Origin of the sequence: Streptomyces sp. NPDC004658, from assembly GCF_040609555.1 — a bacterium.
Lineage (GTDB): Bacteria > Actinomycetota > Actinomycetes > Streptomycetales > Streptomycetaceae > Streptomyces.
The window spans coordinates 1-21,529 of record NZ_JBEXKG010000131.1; the positions used below are offsets into that span (position 1 = coordinate 1).

The 21,529-nt window shown below is 73.2% G+C and carries 16 protein-coding genes, 2 tRNA genes, 2 pseudogenes and 1 riboswitch; of the genes and pseudogenes, 9 read left to right on the forward strand and 11 right to left on the reverse strand.

Features of this window, described 5'->3' with window-relative positions:
- Positions 1-747: pseudogene (locus tag ABZV94_RS31440) on the reverse strand (asparagine synthase); the annotation flags it as partial.
- A gap of 748 nt (positions 748-1,495) precedes the next feature.
- Here ABZV94_RS31440 and ABZV94_RS31445 point away from each other — a divergent pair.
- The 4 genes from ABZV94_RS31445 to ABZV94_RS31460 all read left to right on the forward strand — a co-directional run bounded on the left by ABZV94_RS31445 (position 1,496) and on the right by ABZV94_RS31460 (position 6,481).
- Complete coding sequence (locus ABZV94_RS31445) at positions 1,496-2,920, forward strand: MFS transporter (RefSeq protein ID WP_356346379.1); 1,425 nt, start codon at positions 1,496-1,498, stop codon at positions 2,918-2,920.
- Between the two features lie 115 nt (positions 2,921-3,035).
- Entirely contained in the window at positions 3,036-4,253 is a 1,218-nt protein-coding gene (gene lhgO / locus ABZV94_RS31450; protein WP_356346381.1) for an L-2-hydroxyglutarate oxidase, read from the forward strand.
- A gap of 65 nt (positions 4,254-4,318) precedes the next feature.
- Positions 4,319-5,140 (forward strand): tRNA (guanosine(46)-N7)-methyltransferase TrmB, encoded by an 822-nt coding sequence (trmB, locus tag ABZV94_RS31455; RefSeq protein ID WP_356346384.1) that lies wholly within the window; start codon positions 4,319-4,321, stop codon positions 5,138-5,140.
- Between the two features lie 42 nt (positions 5,141-5,182).
- Complete coding sequence (locus ABZV94_RS31460) at positions 5,183-6,481, forward strand: PrsW family intramembrane metalloprotease (RefSeq protein WP_356346386.1); 1,299 nt, start codon at positions 5,183-5,185, stop codon at positions 6,479-6,481.
- A gap of 58 nt (positions 6,482-6,539) precedes the next feature.
- Here the strand turns inward: ABZV94_RS31460 and ABZV94_RS31465 are convergent, their stop codons facing one another.
- The 3 genes from ABZV94_RS31465 to ABZV94_RS31475 form a co-directional block, all read right to left on the reverse strand.
- On the reverse strand, positions 6,540-7,484 hold the full coding sequence (locus ABZV94_RS31465; RefSeq protein WP_356346389.1) for an aldo/keto reductase: 945 nt from the start codon (positions 7,482-7,484) through the stop codon (positions 6,540-6,542).
- 73 nt (positions 7,485-7,557) lie between these two features.
- Positions 7,558-8,595, reverse strand: coding sequence for a M23 family metallopeptidase (locus ABZV94_RS31470; protein WP_356346391.1), 1,038 nt, complete (start codon positions 8,593-8,595; stop codon positions 7,558-7,560).
- 11 nt (positions 8,596-8,606) lie between these two features.
- Positions 8,607-8,772, reverse strand: a riboswitch (cyclic di-AMP (ydaO/yuaA leader).
- Positions 8,773-9,014: 242 nt separating this feature from the next.
- Positions 9,015-10,196 (reverse strand): PP2C family protein-serine/threonine phosphatase, encoded by a 1,182-nt coding sequence (locus tag ABZV94_RS31475; RefSeq protein ID WP_356346392.1) that lies wholly within the window; start codon positions 10,194-10,196, stop codon positions 9,015-9,017.
- A gap of 124 nt (positions 10,197-10,320) precedes the next feature.
- Between ABZV94_RS31475 and ABZV94_RS31480 the strand changes: the two genes are divergently transcribed.
- Positions 10,321-10,394, forward strand: a tRNA-Met gene (locus tag ABZV94_RS31480).
- Between the two features lie 91 nt (positions 10,395-10,485).
- On the opposite strand, the gene ABZV94_RS31485 is transcribed toward ABZV94_RS31480, so the two are convergent.
- Positions 10,486-11,616 (reverse strand): dihydrofolate reductase family protein, encoded by a 1,131-nt coding sequence (locus tag ABZV94_RS31485; protein WP_356346394.1) that lies wholly within the window; start codon positions 11,614-11,616, stop codon positions 10,486-10,488.
- Positions 11,617-11,717: 101 nt separating this feature from the next.
- Between ABZV94_RS31485 and ABZV94_RS31490 the strand changes: the two genes are divergently transcribed.
- Positions 11,718-12,242 (forward strand): MarR family transcriptional regulator, encoded by a 525-nt coding sequence (locus ABZV94_RS31490; protein ID WP_356346396.1) that lies wholly within the window; start codon positions 11,718-11,720, stop codon positions 12,240-12,242.
- Between the two features lie 104 nt (positions 12,243-12,346).
- Complete coding sequence (gene ribA / locus ABZV94_RS31495) at positions 12,347-13,063, forward strand: GTP cyclohydrolase II (RefSeq protein WP_356346397.1); 717 nt, start codon at positions 12,347-12,349, stop codon at positions 13,061-13,063.
- On the opposite strand, the gene ABZV94_RS31500 is transcribed toward ribA, so the two are convergent.
- Both ABZV94_RS31500 and ABZV94_RS31505 read right to left on the reverse strand, forming a co-directional pair.
- A complete protein-coding gene (locus ABZV94_RS31500; protein WP_356346399.1) occupies positions 12,979-14,424 on the reverse strand; it encodes a DHA2 family efflux MFS transporter permease subunit in 1,446 nt (481 codons plus the stop codon). The genes ribA and ABZV94_RS31500 overlap by 85 nt on opposite strands.
- A 47-nt stretch (positions 14,425-14,471) precedes the next feature.
- Complete coding sequence (locus tag ABZV94_RS31505) at positions 14,472-15,071, reverse strand: NAD(P)H-dependent oxidoreductase (protein WP_356346401.1); 600 nt, start codon at positions 15,069-15,071, stop codon at positions 14,472-14,474.
- Positions 15,072-15,217: 146 nt separating this feature from the next.
- Here ABZV94_RS31505 and ABZV94_RS31510 point away from each other — a divergent pair, with 146 nt between their 5' ends.
- Together ABZV94_RS31510 and ABZV94_RS31515 are read left to right on the forward strand one after the other, a co-directional pair.
- Positions 15,218-15,904, forward strand: a complete 687-nt coding sequence (locus ABZV94_RS31510; RefSeq protein WP_356346403.1) for a TetR/AcrR family transcriptional regulator — start codon at positions 15,218-15,220, stop codon at positions 15,902-15,904.
- 227 nt (positions 15,905-16,131) lie between these two features.
- Positions 16,132-16,788, forward strand: a complete 657-nt coding sequence (locus tag ABZV94_RS31515) for a hypothetical protein (RefSeq protein WP_356346405.1) — start codon at positions 16,132-16,134, stop codon at positions 16,786-16,788.
- A 137-nt stretch (positions 16,789-16,925) separates the two neighbouring features.
- On the opposite strand, the gene ABZV94_RS31520 is transcribed toward ABZV94_RS31515, so the two are convergent.
- From ABZV94_RS31520 to ABZV94_RS31535, 4 genes and pseudogenes are all read right to left on the reverse strand, one after another.
- Positions 16,926-16,998 (reverse strand) — tRNA-Lys (locus ABZV94_RS31520).
- 99 nt (positions 16,999-17,097) lie between these two features.
- A complete protein-coding gene (locus tag ABZV94_RS31525; protein ID WP_356346407.1) occupies positions 17,098-18,603 on the reverse strand; it encodes an amino acid permease in 1,506 nt (501 codons plus the stop codon).
- A 188-nt stretch (positions 18,604-18,791) separates the two neighbouring features.
- On the reverse strand, positions 18,792-21,008 hold the full coding sequence (locus ABZV94_RS31530) for a DEAD/DEAH box helicase (protein WP_356346409.1): 2,217 nt from the start codon (positions 21,006-21,008) through the stop codon (positions 18,792-18,794).
- Positions 21,009-21,301: 293 nt separating this feature from the next.
- Positions 21,302-21,529: pseudogene (locus ABZV94_RS31535) on the reverse strand (hypothetical protein); the annotation flags it as partial.

The following is a 21,529-nucleotide window of genomic DNA, read 5'->3' on the forward strand; positions in this document are numbered from 1 at the left end:
CGGTGTTGTTCGGGACCTGGAAGGCGAGGGTGCCGCCGGGTGGGAGGGCGGCGATCCAGTCGGCGAAGCGGTCGGCGTGGCCCGGCACCCACTGGCCACGGCGCGGTCGGGGTCGGCCGGGGGCGCGGCCACGGCGAGGGAGGCGACCGGCTCGTACCCGGCGACCTCCCGCGCCCCGGCGCGCAGCACCAACGCGTGCCCCGGCGGAATGCGCCGTACGCCCTCGTACGGGGTGCTGTCGCGCAGCGCGGCCGGGACGTCCGGGGCGGCGAGCAGGGCGGCGAGGTGGGTGAAGTCCAGGTTGGCCTCGACGAGGTCGGCGAGGGGCAGCGCGGCGGTGGCGTAGGCGGTGCCGCCGGCCCAGGGGGTGTAGAACACCGGCCGGGCGCCCGCGAGATCGCCGCAGACGGTGACGCGGCGGCCGGCCTGGACGACGGCCGTGTAGCTGCCGGGCCAGGTGGTCAGATGGCGCACGGCGCCCCCGCGCGCGGTGAACAGGCCGCGCCGCAGTTCCTCGTCGGTGGCGCCGCAGATGCCGAGGACGGCGATCCGGTGCTGCGCGTCGGCGTGCACCACGCGCACCTCGTCCGGGCGCCAGTCGCCGACCGCCCACAGCGGATCCGGGTCCCCCCACAGGAGCTGGGAGCCGACCGGGTGCAGGGTCTCGCCGTCGTACCCGACGGCACCGGCGGAGCCGATCCCGGCGGCGCCCGCGGCGGTGCTGCTCCAACCCACCAACCACCGCATCGACGCCTCCACAGGCTGTGGACAATCAGTGCACCGTACGAACCGGACCCCATGCTGCCATGAAGGGCGCGCGGGAGAGGGACGGCGGCACCGCCTTCGATCGAGGGAAAAGCCGGGGGAAAAGCTGGGCGAACACGCGCGGCGGCCCTGGGGACTTGGCCGACGGCCGGTGCGTCCGGGAGGGGCGCCGGCCAGGTCGCGCCGCACGTGCCCGGCGCGAATGCGCCCCCTGCGCGCTCCCCCAAACCGCCCTTCGCGCCCTCAAGTTGCGTGGTAGAGGCGGCAATTGAGCGCACAGGGCAGGGGTCGGTTTTCGGCCAATTAAATGGAGGGGCACCGGAGATGAGCACGCTCCGTACAGGCCCGTGGGGCGCGCGGCGGTCCACACGCGCGCACGGTCCGGGAGGCGGGCGTCGCCTCCCGGACCGGTCCGCCACCCGCGGGGATGAAGGTGGCGGTGTCCCCCAGCCCACTGGATCCAGTACAGCGGGCCGACCCACGCAAGAGCCATGGAACCGCTCCCCGGGTGGCCGGAGAAGAGCGCACGGGCGGGCGCACGGCCACACATGCGGGGGCACGCGGCGACAGCCCGTGCACGGTGCGTACAGGGCCCGGCCCTTCGTACGGACCACAATCCCGCCAACCGGAACAATGCCCCTTAACGCTTGGGATGCGGCGAACTACGCTGGGTTTACGAATGCCGCGTGGTTATGCCAGCGCGGCAGCCGTCTGTGTCGAGGGGTGGCGCATGTCCAGGGAGCAACGCGGGCCGAACGAAAAGCTCGGCGCCGTTCTCGCCCTCGCGGGAATCAGCAACGCGGGACTCGCCCGCCGTGTCAACGACCTCGGCGCGCAGCGCGGGTTGACGCTTCGCTACGACAAGACGTCCGTGGCGCGCTGGGTGTCGAAGGGCATGGTGCCCCAGGGCGCGGCACCGCACCTCATCGCCGCCGCCATCGGCCAGAAGCTCGGCCGGCCGGTGCCGCTCCACGAGATCGGCCTGGCGGACGCGGACCCCGCGCCCGAAGTGGGCCTCGCCTTCCCGAGGGACGTGGGCCAGGCGGTGAAGTCGGCGACGGAGCTGTACCGCCTCGACCTCGCCGGCCGCCGCGCCGGCTCCGGCGGCATCTGGCAGTCGCTCGCCGGGTCGTTCGCAGTCAGCGCATACGCAACGCCCGCCTCACGCTGGCTGATAACCCCCGCCGACAGCTCGGTCGCGCGGGAGGCGGGCTCCGCCGAGGGGTCCGGCGCACCGATCAAAGTCGGCCACAGCGATGTGCAGAAGCTCAGGGAGGCCGCCGAGGACGCCAGACGGTGGGACTCCAAGTACGGCGGCGGGGACTGGCGTTCGTCGATGGTGCCGGAGTGCCTGCGGGTGGAGGCGGCCCCCCTGCTGCTCGGCTCCTACTCCGACGAGGTCGGCCGCGCCCTGTTCGGAGCCTCGGCCGAACTCACCCGGCTCGCCGGGTGGATGGCCTTCGACACCGGGCAGCAGGAGGCCGCGCAGCGGTACTACATCCAGGCGCTGCGGCTCGCGCGCGCGGCGGCGGACGTCCCGCTCGGGGGGTACGTCCTGGCCTCGATGTCCTTGCAGGCGACCTACCGGGGCTTCGGCGACGAGGGCGTCGATCTCGCGCAGGCGGCGCTGGAGCGCAACCGGGGGCTGGCGACCGCACGGACGATGAGTTTCTTCCGGCTCGTCGAGGCGCGGGCACACGCGCGCGCGGGAGACGCGCAGGCGGCCGGCGCGGCGCTGAAGGCGGCGGAGGGGTGGCTGGAGCGGTCCCGTCCCGGCGACAACGACCCGTCCTGGCTCGGCTTCTACGGGTACGACCGGTTCGCCGCGGACGCCGCCGAGTGCTACCGGGACCTGAAGGCGCCGCGTCAGGTGCGGAGGTTCACCGAGCAGGCGCTGTCGAAGCCGACGGAGGAGTTCGTGCGGTCGCACGGGCTGCGGCTGGTCGTCTCCGCGGTCGCCGAGCTGGAGTCCGGCAACCTCGACGCGGCGTGCGAGCAGGGGGTGCGGGCCGTCGAGGTGGCGGGGAGGATCTCGTCGGCGCGGACGACGGAGTACGTGAAGGATCTCCTGCACCGGCTGGAGCCGTACGGGGACGAGCCGCGGGTGGTGGAGCTGCGGGAGCGGGCCCGCCCGCTGCTGATGGCTCCGGCGTAGAGGGACGCCCACGGGGTGCCGGCTCCCTCTCCTCGCGCGACCGCGGGTGGTGGAGTGGTTCGTTCCCGGCGTTTGAAGCCGCTGTCAGTGGCGCAGTGCACTATCGGAGGCGGAGGTGGTGCAGGTGCGGGCCGGGGTGTACGACTGTGATGTGCTCGTGATCGGTGGGGGGATCGTCGGGCTGTCGACCGCGTATGCGATCACCCGGGCCGCGCCGGGCACGCGGGTGACCGTGCTGGAGAAGGAGCCGGGACCGGCCCGGCACCAGACGGGGCGGAACAGCGGGGTCATCCACAGCGGGATCTACTACCGGCCGGACTCGCTGAAGGCGCGGTACGCGGTGCGGGGCGCCGCGGAGATGGTGAAGTTCTGCGCCGAGTACGGCATCGCGCACGCCGTCACCGGCAAGCTGATCGTCGCCACCGGGCGGGAGGAGCTGCCCCGGCTGCACGCGCTGGTGCAGCGGGGTCGCGAGAACGGCATTCCGGTGCGGGAGCTGGGCCCCCCGCAGATCACCGAGTACGAACCGCAGGTGCGCGGCCTCGCCGCCATACACGTCGGCACGACCGGCGTGTGCGACTTCGTGGGCGTCGCGGACGCGCTGGCGCGGGAGTCCGGGGCGGAGATCCGGTACGGCGCCCGGGTCGTCCGCGTCGACCGGCGCCCGGAGCGGGGCGTGGCCGTGCTCACCGCGGGCGGCGAGGTCGTACGCGCGCGCGTGCTGGTGAACTGCGCCGGGCTGTACTGCGACGAGGTGGCGCGGCTGACCGGCGACGACCCCGAGGTGCGGATCGTGCCGTTCCGCGGGGAGTACTACGAGCTGGCGCGGCCGGAGCTGGTGCGCGGGCTGGTGTATCCGGTACCGGACCCGGCGTTCCCGTTCCTCGGGGTGCATCTGACGCGCGGGATCGACGGGGGCGTGCACATCGGGCCCAACGCGGTGCCGGCGCTCGCCCGGGAGGGGTACGGCTGGGGGGACGTACGCCCCCGGGAGCTGGCCGGGACGCTCGCGTGGCCGGGGTCCTGGGCGATCGCCCGGCGGCACTGGCGGTACGGCGCCGGCGAGCTGCACCGGTCGGTGTCCAAGGGGGCGTTCCTGGAGGCCGTGCGCAGACTGCTGCCCGCCGCGGAGGCCGGGGATCTGGTGCGGGCCCCGGCCGGGGTGCGGGCGCAGGCCGTCCTGCGGGACGGGACGCTGGTGGACGACTTCCTGATCCGGGAGGGGGCGCGGGCGGTGCACGTGCTGAACGCGCCCTCGCCCGCGGCCACGGCCTCGCTGCCGATCGGGCGGGAGATCGGGCGCCGCGCACTGGCGATGCTCGGCTCGCTGTAGCGCCGTACCGGGGCGCTCCGCCCGCCTGAGGCTCCCCGCTGCGAACCCGTAAAATCGGTCGTACTGTGTCTGACTCCTTGAACCCCCCCGCCCCGCACCACCCCGGTGTCCCCGTCCGGCACACCCGGGCCAAGGGGGAACCGCGTTTTCCGGACGGTCCCAAGGCCGATCCGGCCGGGTCGCACTTCGAGCGGCGGATCCGGAGCTTCCAGCCGCGGCGGAGCCGCGTGACGGCCGGGCAGGCCGACGCGTTGCAGCGCCTGTGGCCCACGTGGGGGCTGGACATCGACGGGCAGCGGGTGATCGACCTCGGCGAGCTGTTCGGCAACGACCACCCCGTGGTGCTGGAGATCGGGTTCGGGATGGGCGAGGCCACCGCGCAGATGGCCGCCGGCGACCCGGACACCAACATCCTGGCGGTCGACGTGCACACCCCCGGCCAGGGCAACCTGCTGGGTCTCGCCGACCGGAACGGCCTGTCCAACATTCGCGTGGGCAACGGCGACGCGATCATCCTGCTGCGGGAGATGCTCCGCCCCGACTCGCTGGACGGGCTGCGGGTCTACTTCCCCGATCCCTGGCCCAAGAAGCGGCACCACAAGCGGCGGCTCATCCAGCCGGAGTTCCTGACGCTCGCCGCGTCCCGGATGCGGCCCGGCGCGCTCCTGCACTGCGCGACCGACTGGGAGCCGTACGCCGAGCAGATGCTGGACGTGCTCACCGCGCACCCCGACTTCGAGAACACCCAGGCTGACGGCGGTTTCGCGCCACGCCCGGAGTTCCGGCCGCTGACCCGTTTCGAGGGGCAGGGACTGGACAAGGGACATGTGGTGAACGACCTGCTGTTCCGGCGCGTACCGCACAGGACCGCTGAGCAGGACCGATAATCCGCTCCAGCCCCTCGTCCCGTCACCGTTAGGGTCGATGCCGTGGCCACCAGTCCTCCGTTTCCGACGTTTCCCCCGAGCCCCGGCGACGGTGCGCTCCGCCACCCGCACTGGTGGCAGCGCAGGTGGGTGCGGTACGGAGCACTGAGCACACTCCTCGCGCTGTCCGGCCTGGTGATCCTCGCGCTGGTGCGGCGGCAGACCGGCACGGAGGGCTTCCTCGTCGGTCTCGGCCTCGCCGTCCTGCCCGTGCCCTGGCTGATAGCCGCCTTCCGGTGGCTGGACCGGGTGGAGCCGGGCCCCTGGCGGAACCTGGTCTTCTCCTTCGCCTGGGGTGCCTGTGCGGCGGCGCTGATAGCCATCGTGGCCAACAGTTTCGCGACCCGGTGGATCGCCACCTCGACCGCGGATCCGGCCAGTGCCGACACCCTGGGCGCCACGGTGATAGCCCCCATCGTGGAGGAGTCCGCGAAGGCCGCCGCCGTCCTGCTGGTGTTCCTCTTCCGCAGACGCGACTTCACCGGGATCGTGGACGGGGTGGTGATAGCGGGCGTCACCGCCACCGGGTTCGCGTTCACCGAGAACATCCTGTACCTCGGTACGGCCTTCGGGACCGACCAGCTCACCGGCGACCGCGGCATCGCCTCCGTCACCGCCGCCACGTTCTTCGTGCGCATCGTGATGTCCCCGTTCGCGCACCCCCTGTTCACCGTCCTCACCGGCATCGGCTTCGGCGTCGCCGCGCTGTCCGCCGAGCGGCAGCACGCGCGACGGGTGCTGCTTCCGGTCTGCGGGCTGCTGCTCGCGATGGGCATGCACGCCTTCTGGAACGGCTCCTCCACCTTCGGCGAGTACGGCTTCTTCGCCGTCTACGGCGCCTTCATGGTGCCCGCTTTCGCGCTGGTGACCTGGCTGGCGATCTGGACCCGGCAGCGGGAGCTGCGGACCGTGCGGGCGGAGCTGCCCACGTATGTGCTGGCCGGGTGGCTGGGGCCGGCCGAGCCGTTCGCGCTCGGGTCGATGCGGGCACGCCGGATGGCCCGGGACTACGCCCGGCACCACCACGGGCGCCAGGCGGCGCGGGAGGTGGCCCGGTACGAGGCGTACGCGACCTCGCTGGCGTTCCTGCGGCACCGCGGCCGGAAGGGGAAGGCCGGGCCCGACTTCGTCCTCCGGGAGCGGGAGCTGCTGGACGAGCTGTGGAGGCGCAGGGACGTGGCCCGGCCCGCGCTGGAGTACGCGAGCAGGGCGTCCGTTCCGGCGCCCGGGTACTGGGGGCCGGCGGCGCCGTACGGGTACCCGGCGGTGCCGTATCCCGCGTACAACCCGTACCGGACGTAGTCGCCGGGGGCGAGGCGGGGTCCGGCGCCGCCGGGCCGGGCCGTCGTGGTGGGACGGCCTAGGCGGACGCCTCCGTCAGCCGGGTCACCTCGGCGTCCGTGAGCTTCAGCTCCGCCACTCCCAGCAGCGCCGGAAGCTGTTCCACCGTCCGCGCCGAGGCGATCGGGGCCGTGACCGTGGGCTGGGCGGCGAGCCAGGCCAGGGCGACCGTGGCGACCGGGGCCTCGTGGGCCGCGGCGATCTCGTCCAGGGCCGCGAGGATCTTCTGGCCGCGCTCGGAGTCCGCGTGCTTCTGTGCCGCGCCGGCGCGGGCGCTGTCGACGGTCTTGCCGGGCCGGTACTTGCCGGTGAGGAAGCCCGAGGCGAGGGAGAAGTACGGGACGGCGGACAGGCCCTCGCGGGCGACCAGGTCCTGGAGCGGGCCCTCGTAGGTGTCCCGGGAGACCAGGTTGTAGTGCGGCTGGAGGGCGACGTAACGGGCGAGGCCCTCGCGGTCGGAGAAGTCGAGGGAGGCCCGCAGGCGCTCGGGGCTGATGTTGGAGGCGGCGATGTGCCGGACCTTTCCGGCCCTCACCAGCTCGTCCAGCGCGCCGATGATCTCCTCGACCGGCACCTCGGGCTTGTCGAAGTGGGTGTAGTAGAGGTCGATGTAGTCGGTGTCCAGGCGGCGCAGGGAGGCGTCGGCGGCGGCCTTGATGTTGGCGGCGGACAGGCCCTGGTACTCCGGGTGCTGGCTCACCTTGGTGGCGATGACGATGTCGGAGCGGTTGCCGCGGGCCTTGACCCACTTGCCGATGATCGTCTCCGACTCGCCGCCCTGGTTGCCCTCGATCCAGGCGGAGTAGGAGTCGGCGGTGTCGATGAAGTTGCCGCCCGCGGCGGTGTAGGCGTCGAGGACGGCGAAGGAGGTCTGCTCGTCGGCGGTCCAGCCGAAGACGTTGCCGCCGAGGGACAGCGGGAAGACCTCTAGATCGGAAGAGCCGAGTTTACGAAGTGACGTCATACGTCATGCCAACACCGGCGGTGGGTGATCGCATCCCACCGCCGGGGCCGAATTCCCTCGCGGGCCGCGGCCGTCAGGGGGTGAGGCCCTTGCCGCGCAGCCACGCCATCGGGTCGATGCCGGTGGGCTGGCCGTCGGGGTGGACCTCCAGGTGCAGGTGCGGGCCGGTGACGTTGCCGGTCGCGCCGACGCGGCCGATGACCTCGCCGGTGGTGACCTTCTGGCCGACGGAGACGCTGATCGAGGACTGGTGGCAGAACCACAGCTCGGTGCCGTCGTCCAGGGTCAGGATCGTGCGGTAGCCGTAGGAGCCGGCCCAGCCCGCCTCGGTGATCGTGCCGCTGTGCACGGCCTTGATCAGGGTGCCGGTGGGAGCGGCGAAGTCGAGACCGGTGTGGTAGCCGGAGGACCACATCGAGCCGGCCTGGCCGAAGGTCGACGTGATCGTGTACGAGGAGGTGGGCAGCGTGTACTGCGCGGCCAGCTTGGCCAGCCGCTCCTCCTCGGCCTTCTTCGCGGCGGCGGCCTCCGCCTTCTCCTTGGCCGCTGCGGCCTGGGCGGCGGCCTCCTTCTCGGCCTGGGCGGCGGCGTCGGCGCTCTGCTTCTCGGCGGCGGCGACCGCGGCGGCGGTGGCCTTGCTCTCGGCCTGGCCCCGCTGCTGCTCGGCCTGGGCCATGATGCGGTTGCGCAGCGCCTCGCCCGCGTCGGCGGTGTCCTCACCGGCGGTCGTGGTGACACCGACGCGGCTCAGCGTGGCGGTCGCGGCCTGGGCCGGGTGGGAGTCGGCGGAGCCGTCGCCGAAGAGGGAGCCGACCGAGGGCAGGTCCGGCAGGGAGAGGGAGACCGGCGGCTTGCCGGTGTTGGCGCTGGCCATGCCGCCCGCGCCGACCGCGGCCATGACGCCGACGCCCAGCACGGTGGAGCTGCGCGCGAAGCCGCCGCGCTGCTTGGCGACGCGGTGCCGGCCGCGCACCGGGGCGATGGACTCCTCGGTGGGGTTCCACTCCTCCCAGGGGCCCTCCTCGGCGTGGTGGGCGCCGTACCCGAAGGTCTCGGGCTCGCGCTGTGCCGGTATGAACGGGGCTTCTGGGACAGGCCGGTTGGACGCCACGGAGGCGTGCTCCTTTCCTTCCTTTCGCCTACCGGGTTAGCTGACGGGTTCGGAGCAGGAAGGTCTCCTACGCGCGTATACCGGTCGAGGGCTCCGTGAGCCGACGACGGCATCCGCGTGATTCACCCCAGGGTGGTGGTTCCCCGGTTCCCTTGCGGGATTCGGCGCGTGCGCACGGAGCCGCCTCTTGTGACGGCTGTGACGACCGCGCTGCGTTATCGAACGTTAATAGACCTGCCAGTCACTTTCCAAGCCGTTCGGCGTGATCATTCCCGTCTTTACCGGTGAAGTTATCGGCCACTACCCCGCCAAAACGGGCGAGTTGACCGAGCGTCGGCCCCGTTCAGCAGTCACTTTCGGTTTTGATGGTGACTCAGATGTGATGCGCACGGCGCTCACCCGGTCACCTTCGGTGACGTTCAGGGCCGCCGTACGGCGAGCAGCGCCATGTCGTCCGTCATGCCGCCCCCGGAGTGCCGGCGCACCTCCTCGGCGAGCCGGCCGACCAGCGCGGCCGGACCGGCGAAGGTGCGCCCGGCGAGCCGTCGTGCGGGGTCGTAGAAACGGCCGTGGGCGTCCCGGGCCTCGGACAGGCCGTCGGTGTGCAGCAGCAGGGTCGCGCCGCTCGGGAAGGCGGTCTCGGTGGCCCGGTCCGGCCACATGCCGAGGTCGCCCATGCCGAGCGGCAGCGCGGGCTCCTCGGGGGCGAGGGTGCGCAGGGTGCCGTCGGCGTGCAGCAGCAGCGGCGGCGGATGGCCGCGGTTGACGATCCGTACCACGCCGTCTTCGTGCGGGAGTTCGGCGAGGACCGCGGTGGTGAACCCCTCGAAGGCGTCGATCCCGTCGCGCCGGGTGCCCTCGCGGGCCAGTGCCCGCTCCAGCCGCTCGGCGACCGCCTCCAGCGTGGCCTCCTGCTCGGCCGCCTCCCGGAACGCGCCGATCACCACGGCCACGGCGGCGACCGCGCCCATGCCCTTGCCGCGCACGTCCCCGACGACCAGCCGGACGCCGTACGGGCTGTCCTGCACCGCGTACAGGTCGCCGCCGATGAAGGCGTCCTGCCGTGCCGCCTCGTAGCAGGCGGCGATCTCGTAGCCGCCGATCCGCTCGTCCGGCTCCGGCAGGACGGCCCGCTGGGCGGCCTCGGCGATCTCCCGGGCGGAGGCGAGCCGCCGGTCGCCCCGGCGGACCACCCGGTTGATGGCGACGGCCAGCAGGGCGACCGTGGCGACGGTGACCACGTCGGTGAGGGTGCCCACGGCCGGATGGGCCCCGGCGTGCGTGTGCACGGCGTAGGCGGCGGCGAGGGAGGCGAGGCCGGTCAGCACGGTGGTGCGCAGCGACGACAGGGGCGCGGCGACCAGCGGGGCCGCGGTGAAGAAGGGGACGGCGGTGAAGTCGTCCGGGGCGAGCAGGCCGTACAGGACACCGCCGACGATGAGGAGGGCGGGCAGGGCGCGGGCCTGCGTACGGGGGCTCGGGCGGCGGCGGGCACGCACCGGCACCGGCTCGTCGCCGAGGCCCGGGTCGGGCACGGGATCGCCGGGGAGCCGGCCGCCCGCCCTGGCGTACGGGCTCTCCTCCACCTTTCCAGGGCGCACCGCGTGTCTCCCACTTGTCCGACGTACCTCCAGGTTTCCGGGCCCCGGGGCGGGCGGCGACCGGGGTGGACCGAAAGGGGTGTGCGAGCGGTCCCGCGCATGGCGTACACTGGAGTCACAACGACGCGGGGTGGAGCAGCTCGGTAGCTCGCTGGGCTCATAACCCAGAGGTCGCAGGTTCAAATCCTGTCCCCGCTACTGAAGGGTCAGGGCCCGGAATCCACTGGATTCCGGGCCCTGAGCCGTTTCCGGCCCGCCCACCAGGCGCCCCCGGCGGACGGGCCGGCGCTCACAGCAAGTGGGCGTTCGGCGCCTTGGCGAGCTCCTCCAGCTCGCCAAGCACCACGACCCGCGCACCTCCGGCGACAAGCAGCCCCGTCCCGTCGGCCGCGTGGACGAAGGTGTCCGGCTCACGCCACGCGGTGACCACCCTCCGCACCCCTGCCCGCAGGATCAGCTCGGCGCAGGGCGCCGGCCGGGACGCGCGCCGGGCGCAGGGCTCCAGGCTGCTGTACACCGTGGCACCGGCCAGCCGCGCATCGCCCGCGTCGATCTTCGCGAGAGCCGCCTCCTCCGCGTGCACGACGGGATCGGCGCCCTCCCGTGAATGGCCCCGGGCCAGCTCCGTGCCGTCGGCGGCGACGACCACCGCGCCGACGCTGAACGCCGTCTCCGACGGCGGGCACAGCGCCGCCAGCTCGCAGGCGGTCCGCAGCCAGTGGCGGTCGGCGGCCGTGGCGACCTCCCCGGTGCCGGGTGCCGTGGGCGCGTACCGCATGAGCACGACGTCCTCGATCCGGCGGGTGTCGAGCAGGCGCAGCCGTCCGGGCTGGTAGGCCCCGGGCCCGAACAGGCGCGGGGCCGCGGGGTCGCCGACGAACAGCGGGGCGAGGACCAGCTGGAGTTCGTCGGCGAGACCCTGGTGCAGGAGCTGGGTGTGGACCGTGCCGCCGCCCTCGACCATCAGGCGGCCGACGCCGCGCACGTCGTGCAGGTGCTCCAGCAGGGCCCGCCAGTGCAGGGCGGGGCCGAGCGGGACGACGTCGGCGGTGCGGCCGAGGAGGCGGGCGGCGCGCTCGGCGCCCCGGTCGGTGCTGTAGACGATCTTGTCGCCGCCGGTGTGCCAGAAGTTGGCCTCCGGGTCGAGGTCGCCGGTGGCGGTGACCGTGACCTTCAGCGGGTACTCCGGCCTGCCCTCCGCGACCCGGGCCGCGCGCCGCTCGGCCGAGTTCACCAGCAGGCGGGGATTGTCGGCGCGGATCGTGCCGGCGCCGACGAGGATCGCGTCGACCGAGGCCCGTACCGCGTCGACCCGGTCGAAGTCGGCCGGGCTCGACAGCAGCAGGCGCTCGGGGCCGGTGTCGTCCAGATAGCCGTCGAGGGAGACGGCGGCGGACAGCAGCACGTACGGCAGGGGCATCGGCGCCCTCTCTTCCGGAGGCGGACAGGGTGGCACGGGACGGGCGGACTCGTCCGCGCGAACGGTCTTGGTTCAAGTTTTAAACAACTTACACTGGCGGCATGACGACCCGCTGGCTCACCCCCGACGAGCAGCGCGCCTGGCGCGCCTACATGGCCGCCTCCCGCCTCCTGGAGGACGCGATCGACCGGCAGCTCCAGCAGGAGGGCGGCATGCCGCACCTGTTCTACTCGGTGCTGGCCAATCTCTCCGAGGCCCCCGAGCGGCGGCTGCGCATGACCGATCTCGCCGAGACGCTGAAGATCACCCGCAGCCGGCTGACATACGTGGTGACCCGGCTGGAGCGGGACGGCCTGGTGCGCCGGGAGAACTGCCGCTGGGACAAGCGCAGCTCGCTGGCGGTGCTCACGGAGGAGGGGACGGCCGTCCTGGAGCGTACGGCACCCGGGCATGTCGAGACGGTCCGCAGCACCCTGTTCGACCGGCTCACCCCGGAGCAGGTGGGGCAGCTGGAGGAGATCTGCACGGGGATCGCGCGCGGGCTCCAGGGCGAGGACGACGCGTCCGGCACCGACGACGTCCCCTGGCGGCGCCGTTCCTCCTGCTCGTCGCCGGCGCCTTCGTGAGCGACCCCTCCGGCCCCGCGCCAATTGCTTTAACTTTTAAGCAGAGGTAGGGTCCCCTGCGAACCGCTGCTTCAAATCTGAAGCAACTGTCCCGGAGGACCCGCATGCCCGACATCCCCGCCGCCACCCCGCGCGCCCGCGTCCGGGTACCGCTGCGCTTCGCCGACGGCTACAGCGCCGACGCCGAACTCGTCACCTTCCACGGCCTCACCGACGGCCTGGAGCACCTCGCCGTCGTCCTCGGCGAACCCGGCCCGGTCCCGCTGGTGCGCCTGCACTCCGAGTGCCTGACCGGGGACGTCTTCGGCTCGGCCCGCTGCGACTGCGGACCGCAGCTGCGCGAGGCGGTCGAGCGCATCGCCGCCCGCGGCGGCGTCCTGCTGTACCTCCGCCAGGAGGGCCGGGGCATCGGCCTCTACAACAAGCTCGACGCCTACGCCCTCCAAGACGAGGGGCTCGACACCTACGCGGCGAACGCCGCCCTCGGCCTGCCCGAGGACGCCCGCGACTACACGGCCGCCGCCCAGATGCTCGGTGCCCTCGGCATCACCGAGCTGGACCTGCTCTCCAACAACCCCGACAAGGCCGGACAGCTGCGCTCGCTGGGCATCGCGGTACGGGACCGGGTGCCGACCGGTGTCTTCACCACGGCCCACAACGTCCGCTACCTGCGCGCGAAGGTGCTCCACACCCAGCACACGCTCCCGCTGGCCGAACTGACCGAGCTGACGGCCGGTCAGGACCTGTCGTCCGCGGGGCGGCCGGGCAGCCGGAGCGCCGAGCACACGGCCACGGCGAGCAGCGCCGCCGCCACCGCGTAGGCGAGCCGGAAGCCGGCCGGGGACGAGCCCGCCGCGCCCAGCACCACCGACAGCAGGGCCGTACCGACCGACGCGGCGAGCTGGGCGTTGATGCTCAACGCGGTGCTCGCCCCGGCCAGCCGGTCCGGGGACAGGCCGCGGGTCGCGGTGGTCATCGCCGGCATCAGCGTCATCCCGGCGCCGACGCCCATCACCGTGCCCGCGACGACGATCCGCCACGGCGCGACCCCCGCCGTGCCGGTCTGCCACGCCAGCAGCCCCATTCCGACGGCGGCCACCGCGCAGCCCGCCGTGATCAGCCGGCGCGGTACCGCCGTGTCGATGCGCCGGGCCGCGATCTGCATCGTCGTACCGACCACGAGACCGACCGGCGCCCCGAGCAATCCGGCCGCAGTCGCGCCCAGGCCCCGCTCCTGCTGCCAGTACAGCGGTCCGAGCAGCATCGACCCGAAGTAGCCGCAGGTGAACGGGGCGAGCGTGCCGACGCCGGCGGCGAAGGTACGGTCCCGCAGCAGCCGCAGGTCCAGCAGCGGCGCGCGGACGCTGAGCGCCCGCCGTACGAAGACCGCCGCGAGCACGGCGCCGGCGAGCGTCGGCAGCAGCGCGCCGGGTGCCGTGAAGTCCCCGCGCTCACCGCCCCGGGCCAGGCCGTACAGGAGCAGCGCCAGACCGGGCGAGAGCGTCAGCAGACCGGGGACGTCCAGCCGGGGCAGGTCCCGGCCGCCGGAGTCGGGGACGTCCTTCGGCAGCAGACGGGCCGCGAGGACCAGGGCCAGGGCGCCGACGGGCAGGTTGACCAGGAAGATCCAGTGCCAGGACGCGGCGTCGACCAGCCAGCCGCCGAGCACCGGACCGGCGACCGGGCCGATCAGGACGGGCAGCCCCAGCAGGCCCATGGCCCGGCCGAGCCGGGCCCGGTCCGCGACCCGCATGCCCATCGCCATGCCGACCGGCTGGAGCAGACCGCCGCCCAGCCCCTGCACCGCGCGGAACGCGATGAGACTGCCCGCGTCCCAGGCGCAGGCGGCGAGCAGCGAGCCCAGCGTGAACAGGGCGAGCGCGGTGACGTACGTCCGCTTGGCACCGATGCGGCCCATCGCCCAGGCGGCGGTCGGGATGACCGCGGCGAGGGCGAGCGTGTAGGCGGTCGCGGTCCACTGGATGGTCTCCAGCGGGGCGCCGAAGGACTCCGACAGGCGGCGCAGCGCGACGTTGACGATCGTCATGTCGAGCACGGACATGATCGTGCCGAGGACGACGACGGTGACGACCCGGTGGAGGGCGGCCGGGGAGGCGCCGGCCGGGCCCGCCGCACCGGCCGAGGCGGGCCGGACGGGTCCGGTGGGGCGCAGACCGCTCATCGCTCCGCTCCCCGGTCCGGCAGGGGGATGCTCATCGCAGCCGCCTCTCAGCCCGCGTAGGGCCGGTCGGCGCGTGCGGTCCGCAGCGCCCGGCCCCACCAGGTGAGCTGGCCGAGCATGCCCTTGGCCGCACCCGCGCACACGTCGGCGTCCCGCGGAAGCCCGTCCTCGCCCAGGCCGGACCAGGGGCCGTGCAGGCTGACCGAGTCGCGCACGGTCACGGCGTGCAGTTCGGCGAAGACCAGCCGGAGCTGCTCCACCGCGCGCAGCCCGCCGCCGAGACCGCCGTACGACACGAAGCCGACCGGCTTGGCCTGCCACTCCCGGTGGTGCCAGTCGATGAGGTTCTTCAGGGCCGCCGGGAAGCTGTGGTTGTACTCGGGCGTGACGATCACGAACGCGTCGGCGGCGGCGAGCCGCGGTGACACCTCCTTCAGCGCGGCGGCGGCCTCGGGGCTCGGGGTGCCGCCCCACCCGGGCAGCACCAGCGGCAGGTCCACGCCGGCGAGGTCGATGACGTCGAGGTCGAGGCCCGGGTCGGCGGTGGCGGCGGTGGCGAGGAACCAGTCGGCGACGGCCCTCCCCCGGCGGCCCTCCCGCACGCTGCCGACGATGACGGTGACGCGGAGCGGATCGGAAACGGACACAGCTGTCCCCCTTCTGCGATGCGAGCTGGGCGGCGGTCGCTTCCGGCGACCGCCCCGCCAGAAAAGTACAACGATCGTTGTAAGAAGTACAACGGCCGTTGTAACTCGGTTAGAGTGGGCTGGTCACGACGGAAGGGACCACAGGCGTGGGCGAGACGAACGAGTCCCGGCTGGAGCGGGCGCGGGGCGAGGTGTCACCCCGCAGACTCCAGAAGCAGATGGCCATCGCGAGCGCGGCCTGCACGGTCTTCGGCCGCGAGGGCTACGCCCGCGCCTCGGTCGACGCGCTCGCCGCCGCGGCCGGCGTGTCCACCCGCACGCTCTACAACCACTTCCCCGGCGGCAAGGCCCAGCTCTTCCGGACGGTCGTGACCTGGACGTCGAGCGAGGTCCGGGACGCCCAACTGGCCTGCCTGCACGCCGTCCTGGACCCGCAGCGCCCGCCGCACCCCGACGACCTGGAACGCGACCTGGTCCTGCTGGCCCGTGCCTTCCACAGGCTCATGACCGACTACGCGAACCACTTCGCCCTGGTCCGGCACATCCACGCGGAGGCCGACCACGTCCCGCCCGAGGTCCTCAAGGCCTGGCACGAGGCCGGCCCGGAACCGGTCGGCCGGGCCCTCGCCGAGGCGATGGCCCACCTGGAGGACGCCGGTCTGCTGAACCTCCACGGCGACGCGGCCGTCGCCGCCGGCCACTTCGCGGCCCTGATCTCGCACCACATCGTCCAGACGACCCACTACGGCGTCCTGCCCCTGCCGGAAGCGGAGACGGACCACCTGCTCAGGGCCGGGGTGAGCGCGTTCCTCAGGGCTTACGGGGCGCGGTAGCGCGGGGGGGCGCCCCCCGCCCGGACACACCCGGTTGCCTCCCACTCGCCGTCCGGCGGGTCCGGCTCACCCCGGGCCTTCCGCGAGGTGGCGCGGGTGCTGCGAGCCTCCCGGCACCACCGGCACCACTTCGTACCGAATCGCGCATCACCTCACCTTGTATGACCATATTTCTGGTCTGTACCAGGACTGACCGGGCCCGTGCCCGCATCACCGTGGAGGTCGCCGTGTCGGAACCCACCATGACCGGCCAGGACGCCGCGCCGTCCCGCACCGCACGCCCGCGCCTGAGACCCGTCGTGTACGGCGTGGGCGCGGCGCTCACCGGTGTGCTGGCCGTGGCCTCCTGCGGTACCGACAACGGCAACGGCGGGGCCGGCACCTTCACGCCCACCCCCACCGCGCCCGCCACGTCGAGCTTCTCCGGCACCGCGCCGTCGGGCATGTCGTCCTGGGCGGAGTCGAAGAAGGCGGAGGCCAGCGCCTCGGCCTCCGCCGCGGCCTCGTCGGCCTCCGCCCGCGCCTCCGAGTTCGAGGCCTCCGTGTCCGCGGAGAGCGAGCGCGCCCGCGCGGAGGCGAAGAAGCAGCTCGCCAAGGTGAGGGGACGCGGCAACGCGACGAACGACGTCTCCATGGTGGGCGTCCCCCTGTCCCAGACCCACAACGTGCGCGCCCTCCTGGTCACGATGACCAACCGCACCGACAAGCCCGCCTCCTTCGCGGTGCAGGTGGACTTCAGCGACTCCCACGGCAAGGTCGTGGAGACCGTCGTCGTGGGGGCGCAGAACGTCAAGCCGGGGCAGAAGGCGGAGCGCTACGCCATCAGCCACAAGCCTCCCGAGCCCCACCTGACCGCCGAACTGGTCAAGGCGCAGCGGTACTGACGGCGGAGGGGGCGCGGGGGCCGGCACGGGCGTCCCGGAAACAGGCCCGCGAACGCGACAGCGCCCGGGACGGCTTCGGCCGTCCCGGGCGCTGTGCCGCAGCACGCGGGGGGCGTCGCCCCCGCGCCTGCGGACGGTAGGCCGTGTGGGACTCGAACCCACAACCAAGGGATTAAAAGTCCCCTGCTCTGCCAATTGAGCTAACGGCCCGTGCGATGTTGCCTGTCCGAGCATAGCCGGACGAGGCCGTGTCGCCGATCGGGTATCGGGGACACGGCCGCGTCGGATGACGCCGGAGCGGGGGGATGGTCACTTTTCGGCCGGGATGGGGGCGGCGGCGGGGCGCGGGGCGAGGAACCAGCGGCGGGCCGAGGCCAGCCACCAGGTCGCCGCGAAGCCGAGGACGACCAGGACGGCGACCGGGGCGTAGTTGAACGTCTTCCAGGTGACCGGCGAGACCTGCGGGAGCATGAACAGGACGGTGATGGCCAGCACCCAGGTCACCGACACCACCCCGATGAGGCGGGACCAGCGGCCCAGGTGCCAGGGGCCGGGGGTGAACGCGGGGCCCTTGCGGACGCGGAGGAAGGTCGGGATGACGTACGCGATGTACAGGCCGATCACCGCGATGGACGTCACCGCCGCGTAGGCCGTGGTGTTGATCAGGTACGGCAGCCCCAGGGCCAGGGCGCCGAGCGCGGCCAGCCAGACGGCCGCCACCGGGGTCCGGGTGCGCGGGCTGACCGTGTGCCAGAGGTGGGAGAAGGGCAGCGCGCCGTCCCGCGAAAAGGCGTAGATCATGCGGCTGTTGGCGGTGACGGAGGCCATGCCGCAGAAGAGCTGGGCGCCGATCACCACCAGCAGCAGGAGCTTGCCGGCCGTGGCGCCGAGGGCGTCGAGGAGGATCTGGGCGGGCGGTGCGCCCGTGGGGGACGTGAGGGCCCCGTCGTACGACTGGATGGCGAAGGTGAAGCCCAGCAGGAGGACGAAGCCCGCGATCCACGACGTCCAGATGGAGCGGACGATGCCCTTCGGGCCCGCGGTGGCCGCGTCGTGGGTCTCCTCGGTCATGTGGGCCGAGGCGTCGTAGCCGGTGAAGGTGTACTGGGCCATCAGCAGACCCAGGAGCACCACGTACGGGGTGCTGCCCCAGCCGGTCTCGTTGACGAAGCGCGTGAAGACGAAGGACGCCGACTGGTGGTGGTCCGGGACGAACGCCAGCGCGCCGACGATGACCGCGACACCGAGGACGTGCCACCACACGCTCACGCTGTTCAGGAACGCGACGATCCGGACGCCGAAGGTGTTCAGCAGACCGTGCAGGAGGAGGATCGCCGCGAACAGCAGCACCGTGCGGCCGGGGGTCACCCGGAAGCCGAACTGGAGGTTCAGCCAGGCGCCGAGGAAGGAGGCCGCGCCGAAGTCGATGCCGGCGGTCACCGCCACCTGCCCCAGCACGTTGAACCAGCCCGTGAACCAGGCCCAGGCCGCCGCCGAACGCGGGGGCGCCAGGCGGTGCGCCCAGAAGTACAGGCCCGCCGAGGTCGGGTAGGCCGAGCAGATCTCGGCCATCGACAGGCCGACGAACAGCGTCATCAGGCCCACCGCCACCCAGCCCCAGGTGATCACCGCGGGGCCGCCGGTGATCATGCCGAAGAGGTACAGGGTCAGGCAGCCGGACAGCACCGAGATGATCGTGAAGGAGACGGCGTAGTTGGAGAACGCCGACATGCGGCGGGCGAGGACCTGGGTGTAGCCGAGTTGGGCCAGCCGTTCCTCGTCCGACAGGCCACCGGCGCTCACGTCATCTGTCATGCCCCCAGCAATTCCCTTCCCGGGGGCGTGACATGCGTCACTCGGTGACCGGAAATCGATGCCCCGGGCACGCGCGAGGGCCCGTACGAACGGTGTCGTACGGGCCCTCGCCGCGTCTCACCCGGCGTCAGCCACTGGGGCCGTCAGCCGATGCGGTGCCGGCCGGAGTGGTGTCGGCCGATGGCGTGTCAGCCGTTGCGCTTCCAGCGCGGCTTGTCCTCGCGGCGGCCGAAGGAGCCGGTGCCGCGGTGGTCGTCACGACGGCCGTAGGGGCGGTCGTGACCGGCGGACCGGAAGCCCGGGCGGTCGTCACGGCGGTCGCGGTTGAACGGACGGTCGCTGCCCCGGTGGCCACCGCGCTCGTCCCGGCGGAAGCCGCCCCGGTCGTCACGGCGGTCGAAGGAACGGCCACCCCGGTCACGGTCGAACGGACGGCGCTCGCCCCGGTCGTCACGACGCTCGAAACCACGGCCACCGCGGTCGTCCCGACGGTCGTCACGACGGTCGAAGCCACGGCCACCCCGGTCGTCCCGACGGTCGTCACGGCGGTCGTCGCGGCGGTCGAAGCCACGGTCGCGGTCCCGGTCGCGGTCGAAGGGACGACGGTCGTCACGGCGCTCGAAACCACGGCCACCCCGGTCGTCCCGGCGGTCGTCACGACGCTCGAAACCACGGCCACCGCGCTCGTCCCGACGGTCGTCCCGACGGTCCTCGCGGCGCTCGAAGCCACGGCCACCCCGGTCGTCCCGGCGGTCGTCACGACGCTCGAAGCCACGGTCGCGGTCGAAGCCGCGCCGCTCCCGGCGCTCGTACGGTGCCGAGGCCGCCGGACGCTCCTCGCGCTCGGTCTCGCGCTCCGCGGGCTCCTCGGCCACGGCGAGCTGCTCAGCCGCCGTCGCCTGGGCCTCGGCCACGGCCGCCTCCGGGTCGTCGCCGCGCTCGCGGGCGACGCGGGCGACCAGCCGGTCGGCCTCCTCGCGCAGTTCGGTCGCGCGGCGCTGGGCGCGCTCCAGCTGCTTGGTGAGCTGGGCGACCTCGCGCTCGGCCTGCTGGGCGGCGTTGGCGGCGGACTCGGCCTGGACCTCGGTCATGGAGCGGGCGCCGGTGATCTCGGCGACCTCCGGGTCGAAGGCGGCGCCGCCCTGGATGATGTGGCGGGCCGCGTCGACGCCGGCGTCCTCCATCAGGCGGAAGATCTGGCGCCGCTGGTGCGGCAGGGAGAGCGACACGACCGTGCCGGTGCGGCCGGCCCGGGCGGTACGGCCCGCGCGGTGCAGGTAGTCCTTGTGGTCGCCGGCCGGGTCCACGTTGAGGACCAGGTCGATGCCGTCGACGTGGATGCCGCGCGCGGCGACGTCGGTGGCGACCAGGACGTTGACGTAGCCGTCCTTGAAGTCGGCCAGGGTGCGGGTACGGGCGCCCTGGGTCATGCCGCCGTGCAGCGCGTCGGCCTTCACGCCGGCCTCGCGCAGCTGCTCGGCGACGCGGTCGGCGCCCAGCTGGGTGCGGACGAAGATGATCGTGCGGCCCTTGCGGGAGGCGATCGCGGCCGTGACCGGCGCCTTGTCCTTGGGCTTCACGATGAGGATGTGGTGCGACATGGTCGTCACCGCGCCCTGGGCCGCGTCCACCTCGTGGGAGACGGGCTTGTCGAGGTAGCGGTCGACGAGGGTCTGGATCTCGTTCTCCATCGTGGCGGAGAAGAGCATCCGCTGGCCGCCGGCCGGAACCTGGTCGAGCAGCTCGGTGACCTCGGGCAGGAAGCCCAGGTCGGACATCTGGTCGGCCTCGTCCAGGACGGCGATCCGCACGTCCTCCAGGGAGCAGGCGCCGCGGTTGATGATGTCGCGCAGCCGGCCCGGGGTGGCGACGAGGATGTCGACGCCACGCTCCAGGGCGTAGATCTGGTTGCCCATCGAGGTGCCGCCGCAGACGACCTTCATCTTCAGGCCGAGGACGTCGCCGTACGGCTGGAGGGCGTCGGCGACCTGCATGGCCAGCTCGCGGGTCGGGGTGAGGATGACGGCGCGGGGCCGCTTCTTCTCGGTGCGGCCGCCGGCCAGCTGGGCCAGGGTCGGCAGGCCGAAGGAGAGGGTCTTGCCGGAGCCGGTGCGGCCACGGCCGAGGATGTCCTTGCCGGCCAGGGCGTCCGGGATGGTCGCGGCCTGGATCGGGAAGGGGGTCGTCACACCGTTCTGTGCGAGCTTGCGCACGATGCCCTCGGGGAGGCCGAGGTCGGCGAAGGTGATCTGGGGGGTCTGGGGGGACTGGGGGGTGTCAGCGGCCTCGGGGGCCTCGGTGACCTCGGTCGTCTCGTCGACGAGTACGTTGTCGATCTCGGTGGTGTTCTCGATCTCGATCTCGTTCTCGGACACGACGATCTGGTCGGTGCTGGACACGGACATGCGAATGCGAAACCTTCCGGAGTCTCTTCGGCACGCGCCCGTCAACTCCGTGAATCGCTCACGACCGCCTCAATGCGGTCCGCCACGGCAAAGGAGAGTACGCGCCACACGGCGCGCTCTGTGGTGGCGCCGGGCAAATGGGATCAAACGATCTACCACCATACGCACCTACCACCCCCGAAGGCAAACCGAGCCGCAGAGGCGCAGCTCACACTCGCCTTTCCGTCGCAACGGCGCTCCGCCGCGCCGCGGTGGTGGCACCCGGCGTCGGCGGGCCGGCCGCCCCGCGGATCTCACGCCGGCACGCCCGCCGCCGGCGCGGGCTCCCGCTGGACGAGCTGCGGGCTCGTCTCCTCGTGCGCCGACGAGGACGGCTCGGCCGACGGCGGCTCGGAGACGGGCGGTGGCGGAGTGGAGGCCGGCGGCTCGGGCGGGGCGGAGGTCACGGGGGGCGTCGGCGGCGCCTTCGTCGGCACCGGCTCACCGGGCTCGGCGGTCCTGCCCGGCTCGGCGGGTGCGTG